Consider the following 4833-nt stretch of genomic DNA (forward strand, 5'->3'; position numbering starts at 1 on the left):
ATAAGAAAAATAACATTAAAAGCTTGTGCTCCAGGGGCTGGGCTGTTTTAACAAGCTAATAAACAGGATTGGTATTATTGTTCCCTGTGCACAATAAAAGAAGACCTACTGTGGTCTGTGTCGATGCAGTAAAACAGGGTTGTTCGATGATGGCTACTGGCTCTAACCCTAAAACAAAAAATAAAGCAGCCTGCCTAAAAGCTTAAGTGCACTGGGTGTGTGCACTTTTTCAAGCCTCAATCAATCACACTTGCTTTTATAGCAACAATATTGCATTTTACATACTGAATTACGAGGATGATGTACAACCCACCACACCCTGGCGAGATCATCAAAGAGAGCTATCTGGACGAACTAGACATTAGCATCAACAGCTTAGCTAAACAGCTTGGCGTTAGCCCTTCCACCCTTAACCGAGTAGTAGATGGCAAAAGCGGCATAAGCCCTGAGATGGCGCTAAGACTTTCTAAAGTGCTTAATGGCACACCTGAGTTCTGGCTCGGGCTACAGCAAAGTTACAGCTTATGGCAGGCCTCACAGTAAAATGATTTTTAAAATCTTAAGAAACTTGAACAGTTACAAGTAAGCGCTATTCAGTAGCGTTTACTTTGTTTTTTATTGGTTAGCATTTTGTTTCTCGCCCTCTCACCCCCAACCAGTGGACATCGATAACCTTAAAGCGACTTATAAACGCACATAAGCATCCTTCTCAACAACAGCAGGCAATTACATAGGGGAATATACCAACAGATAGAGGTAATAAGAAGCTTTCGAATATTTCGAATATAGTTACCATTAGTTAAGTACACTATCAGGTAGATTCATTATGCAAGCCATTGAATCAAAGCTGCCTTCTGCTGAAGCAGCAGCAATCGCGAAAGCCTCCAGTCAGGAGTTATCGGCATTCATTGAGACCAAAGCCGAAATTCAGGAGTTGTCGATCACCGATGCTGCTGGCATTGCCCACAAGGTCGCTATGCCAGTAACAGCCTTGCGATTGTTGGTCGATGTTTTGACACAGCTAGGGGATGGCAACACAGTAAAATTGGTTCCTATCCATGCTGAGCTAACCACCCAGGAAGGCGCTGATTTGCTTAATATCTCCAGGCCAACTTTTATAAAGCTGCTCGATGATGGGGTTATCCCATTTACTTACACCGGCAATCGCAGAAAAGTGCTCTATGTTGATGTGCGAAATTATCAGAAAAAGCTTGAGCTGGATCGTTTATCAACACTAGAAAAGCTGAGTGTTTACTCAAAAACAGGTCCGATCTAACCAGAGAGCAATTGGGGCGTGTTCGAGATTTGATGAATCAACATGTACCAGGCTCCCTTGTTTCTGGGTTTGAGCCTTTGATTGAAGGAATTGCCCTGCCAGATCCCAATGATCGCCATGTTGTAGCTACGGCCATACAAACTCGTGCAGAAGCCATTATAACCTTTAACCTAAAAGATTTCCCCGATGAGTTTGTAAGCAACCTCATGGATTTAAATATAGGTGCAGTGATTGAAGCTGCGCGATGTCAACGTGCCAGCTTAAAAAATCCACCATTTACAGCTTCAGATTTTCTGGATCTTCTTCAGAAACAAAAACTACCAAGCAGCGTCTCTCGCCTCCGACCTTTTGAAATGATGATTTAAAACCAATAGAGGGAAACCTTCGCTATACTCGCGTAGGCTTTCCAGAAACTGTACTGGATCACTACAAATGTCATTCAATAATGAATAAAAGGCCACCACCCCCAACAAGTTACAACTCATCCACTACCTCATTCACTTCATCTCCAATAATCCCAAGATAACGCTTTGCCATCTGTTTATTAAAACCAAGCTGCTTGTTTAACGAACTGGGGTTCAGTTTGAAGTCAGGCTTTTCCTCTATTTTCGCTTTCACGGCACTATGTAATGCATTGATATTCTTTCGTTGCAGCTCTGCATGCCCATCAAATTGGCTGAGCAGTTCAATACGCTTATCTGCCAACTGTTGTACACCTGCTTCTGTATACCTCAAGCCCTCATCTGAATCAAAATCAAGAATAAGAGCTTTATAAATCAGTTGTGTTTCTATATGCTCATGCATAAACATCGCTTGCAAAAAAGCATCTTGGGTTCCACCATTTTCTTTGAACCAGCTTTCGTAATGCTCATGCAAAACCATTTTTCCATAAATATTACGGCTGTCTTTAAAAACGGCTTCTGGACTATTAAATACCGTTTTTGCCAACTCATTCAGTGACTTAGCCATCCTCACATTCACTTTGGTGTTTCTATCACTATCCTTTTCAAATTCCTTAAGTAAAGCCACTTCAGGAACTCTTCTTAAATGCCAGATAGCTGTCAGTACCATTTTGGCTGGTACTATTGTGTAGATAATGGCCTTATTAACTGCTTTTTCTTTTTTCTTTGCCGCACCGCTAAAGTTAAGCGTATATTCACCATAGGGTGTAAAATGGCCTTGCCAAGGCGCTAGTACTTCTATCGCTCTTCTGCCCGTTGCCAGGGCAATACCTAAAGCCAGTCGTCGGTAAGCATAACTCTCAACACCTTCAACTTTATGGGTTTTTTTAGTGAGAAGATCTTCAATCAGCCACTTGATATAATAATAATTAACCTGAATTGGGTTATTATGTCTCTCTTTAACCGTTTCCTTGTACTGGCTATCACGTCTCGCTAGCTCTTCATTACAATGCAAATGTCTCAATATTTCATGACCAACCTGCAGTTCCAAAAATGCCGCATAAGCTTCTGGGTTTTCCTTTTCAATTTCTTTAGTCAGTGCCTGCAGGTGATTAACCCCATTAGATACCTTGAATCGTTTCAGTTTATTCAAAGCCGTTTTATACTCTGGGTACTTTGCTATTAGCCTGTCTATATTTGACTTTAAACTATGGTGCTTCCAGTTTTTTAAAATGACTGCACGCCTTGCCTCCGTCAAATAGCGGATAAAAGTACTTTCTGCTATCGCATTTTTCTCCTTCAATCCCTGACCAGCGATGCCTCCTCGAAGTTGATGCATCACTGTTGATGCTAGCCTTGTCAATTTCTTGGTTTTAACTGATCGTGTAAGCGATTCGTCCTGATCAATTTCTTCAATGCTTTCTAATAACCATTCAATGATCTCTTTTCGATCTTTTTTTTCTGCCTTATGAATCGGTACCATAAAAATATCTCAGTCAATGTAAGTGACAATTGATAATAAGTATAATCCTATATATACCCATATCAACCCTATACCATTCATTATAAATCTACTACACAAAATACAAAAAATAATGGGTAGTGGCTCAAACCTATGTTTTAGCATCGATGGCATGCCATAACCAGCGCTGATTGGCTTTCTCCTTTACAAAACTCCACATCTCATCAACTTCAGCCACCAATACTTTTTCCAGCTTAGATTTTCTAATTGTTCTAACCGCTCATTATTAACAGTGTGCAGCTCAGACTATTTTTTTGGCGTCTCAATGACCGTACTTCGGCTAATGCCTAGGACTCTGGCTATATCCCTTATTCCGCTTCCATTCACAGTCATATCGATGATCTTTTCTTTTACCCCTGGCTGGTAAGCTTTATTGCTATAGACTTTTTACAGAGTAGACTCTTACACAGATAGCGTTGCTTTCCTTCTGGTGTATAACCTATTTTTTCACTTGATCATTACTGCACTGAGTGCACAACACATTAACTGTAGCCAAAACTTACTCTTCAAAAACTATCATTATAAGTATCATACAACAAAAGCAGTTAAACCGCTCATCTACCATCAAAATATGGACACTTTTAAATCGTGATATTACTCACTTCGCCAAGGCTCAAATGCTAACAGCCAAAGCTATAGAGCTTAACTATATTAAGCGTAATAACCCAATCAAAGGCGCCACACTTGATGGCTGGATAATAGATAACAAAGCTCCTCTCTGGACTTGTAAAGCAGCGCTTATCTTATGCTTAGACCTGGGATGGATACCTGTTAAGCATAGCGAGTGGACTGTATTTTCTCACTTATTAACGTGAGTTCGGTTCAAAAAACAATCAACATAATTACTAACAAGGAATTTAATGAAGCTTTGTAGGTATGCGATCTTTTACATTCTTGTAGGGAAGCCAACTTAATGGTTACTAAAAAGTCGGTAGGACTGTCAAAAATACTATAGTTATAGTGTTTTTAATTTACATTCACACCCTAATGGTATCCATTTCATCCTACTTTTTAGTAAGTTGCTTTGCACGGCGAACACAACCAATAAGAAGGCTTAGAATGAGTGTAATTGAACTATTTTGTTATGTCGATGATTTTTGCATTGAATTTATGCCCACCCGGGAGAAAATACTGAAGGACAAAGGCATACGGCAAAAGCCCTGGTCTTGCAAATTATCAATCAGTGAAGTAATGACTACTTTAATTCACTTTCATCAGCCCCACTACAGGAATTTTAAAGCATATTATACTGGATATATCAAAAATATTTTCACGTAAACTCACACCAGGCAATACAGATGATAGAAAGCCAGTGAAAGAAATGGCTAACGGTTTATCTTATTTGGTGATGTGGCTTACATATAGCTAGAAAATCATAAAGTGGCATATTGAAGATGCTGTATAAATATATAGGGAGGAAGGTATTCTAAGATAATGCCTTCTTGTTGGATTGCATCCTGAATATCTGCTCGTTTATGAAAGCTAGCATTGTCCATAACAATCACCGAGTTAGCAGGTATCTTTGGTAGTAACTGTTGTGTTAACCAGGCATATTAATTTTGGCTCTATATGGATTCCTGGGGGACTATGTTAGCAGGCAAAAAGCTGTATACTCGAGCATTCATAATGGATTA

The 4833-nt window shown here is 39.6% G+C and carries 5 protein-coding genes and 2 pseudogenes; 4 read left to right on the forward strand and 3 right to left on the reverse strand.

What is annotated here, in order from left to right; translation table 11 throughout:
* Positions 1 to 297 precede the first annotated feature (297 nt).
* The 3 genes from ORQ98_RS28925 to ORQ98_RS28935 all read left to right on the forward strand — a co-directional run bounded on the left by ORQ98_RS28925 (position 298) and on the right by ORQ98_RS28935 (position 1641).
* Complete coding sequence (locus ORQ98_RS28925) at positions 298 to 543, forward strand: HigA family addiction module antitoxin (protein WP_274692300.1); 246 nt, start codon at positions 298 to 300, stop codon at positions 541 to 543.
* Positions 544 to 826: 283 nt separating this feature from the next.
* On the forward strand, positions 827 to 1276 hold the full coding sequence (locus ORQ98_RS28930) for an excisionase family DNA-binding protein (RefSeq protein WP_274692301.1): 450 nt from the start codon (positions 827 to 829) through the stop codon (positions 1274 to 1276).
* A gap of 32 nt (positions 1277 to 1308) precedes the next feature.
* Positions 1309 to 1641 (forward strand): VapC50 family PIN domain-containing toxin, encoded by a 333-nt coding sequence (locus ORQ98_RS28935; RefSeq protein WP_274692302.1) that lies wholly within the window; start codon positions 1309 to 1311, stop codon positions 1639 to 1641.
* A 109-nt stretch (positions 1642 to 1750) separates the two neighbouring features.
* On the opposite strand, the gene ORQ98_RS28940 is transcribed toward ORQ98_RS28935, so the two are convergent.
* Positions 1751 to 3160 (reverse strand): protelomerase family protein, encoded by a 1410-nt coding sequence (locus ORQ98_RS28940; RefSeq protein ID WP_274692303.1) that lies wholly within the window; start codon positions 3158 to 3160, stop codon positions 1751 to 1753.
* Positions 3161 to 3299: 139 nt separating this feature from the next.
* Positions 3300 to 3695 (reverse strand): annotated as a pseudogene (locus ORQ98_RS29770) (IS1 family transposase); the annotation flags it as partial.
* 121 nt (positions 3696 to 3816) lie between these two features.
* Between ORQ98_RS29770 and ORQ98_RS28945 the strand changes: the two are divergent.
* The gene (locus ORQ98_RS28945; RefSeq protein ID WP_274692304.1) at positions 3817 to 4014 is read left to right on the forward strand and encodes a hypothetical protein; all 198 of its coding nucleotides are present in this window, start codon (positions 3817 to 3819) and stop codon (positions 4012 to 4014) included.
* A 558-nt stretch (positions 4015 to 4572) separates the two neighbouring features.
* Here the strand turns inward: ORQ98_RS28945 and ORQ98_RS28950 are convergent.
* Positions 4573 to 4731 (reverse strand): annotated as a pseudogene (locus ORQ98_RS28950) (transposase); the annotation flags it as partial.
* Between the last annotated feature and the right edge of the window lie 102 nt (positions 4732 to 4833).

Origin of the sequence: Spartinivicinus poritis, assembly GCF_028858535.1 — a bacterium.
Classification (GTDB): domain Bacteria; phylum Pseudomonadota; class Gammaproteobacteria; order Pseudomonadales; family Zooshikellaceae; genus Spartinivicinus; species Spartinivicinus poritis.